The sequence below is a fragment of the Mycobacterium sp. genome, from assembly GCF_008709575.1.
In the GTDB taxonomy this organism is placed as follows: domain Bacteria; phylum Actinomycetota; class Actinomycetes; order Mycobacteriales; family Mycobacteriaceae; genus Mycobacterium.
In genome coordinates, this window is record NZ_VYIK01000331.1 from 1 (window position 1) to 706 (window position 706).

Consider the following 706-nt stretch of genomic DNA (forward strand, 5'->3'; position numbering starts at 1 on the left):
CACGCCGTTTACACCACGGCACAGCACGGCATGGCGGCAACGCTATTTTCTCTCCCGCGGTAACCGGCAGCCGGTGGAACCGGAGACCACCAGGTTGCCCCGGTAACCGACGCCGATGGATATTCCGGTGGGACCATAGAAGCGGACGTCGTGATCGAGCATGACGTGGGGTCGGGGGTAAACCCGGTGGGACCAAGCCGGGCGCCATGGCGACGACGGTCGCGCGCTCGCGGGTGCCGCGACGTTCGCTTCGCAGACGTCCACGATCACACGCCGAAACGGTTTCCCGCAACTCGGTAAGTCCACCCATGGACTGATCATTCTCTGCGGTAAATCGCCGCCGGGTGTGTGGCAATTTTGGGTCCGCCGTGGCGCTATTTCTGGTCGCGGGGTAGCCGGCAGCCGGTGGAGCTAGTGACCACCAGGTTGCCGCCGTAGCTGACCTTGATGAACAGCCCGGCCGGGCCGTAAAAGCCCACATCGTGGTTTGCCGGCCCGTTTTGCATGACCTGGACCTCGGTGGCCTCCAGTTTGGCCGCCGCCCGTTTGGCGGCCTCCTGAATTTTGGCCCAGTCCTGCTCAGACATTGGCACACGAACAGCGACCGTGTGGGGGAAAAAGTATTCCCGCCCGTCGCTTTGTTCGTAGGGCCGCGCGCAGGTACTGCTGCCCGAGCCTTCGTTGAGGGTTTCCCAGCTGATGGTGG

2 protein-coding genes are annotated in these 706 nt (G+C 63.7%); both read right to left on the reverse strand.

The genetic code is table 11. The annotated features are described in order from the left end of the window. Positions 1–42: 42 nt before the first annotated feature. A complete protein-coding gene (locus F6Q13_RS20390) occupies positions 43–321 on the reverse strand; it encodes an LppA family lipoprotein (RefSeq protein ID WP_367141374.1) in 279 nt (92 codons plus the stop codon). 53 nt (positions 322–374) lie between these two features. Further along, the coding region (locus F6Q13_RS18770; protein WP_293059738.1) for an LppA family lipoprotein at positions 375–706 on the reverse strand (332 nt) is incomplete at its 5' end.

Bases quoted from the DNA above. Each gene is read 5' to 3' on its own strand.
- F6Q13_RS20390 (WP_367141374.1), bottom strand. From the start codon at position 321: ATGATCAGTCCATGGGTGGACTTACCGAGTTGCGGGAAACCGTTTCGG.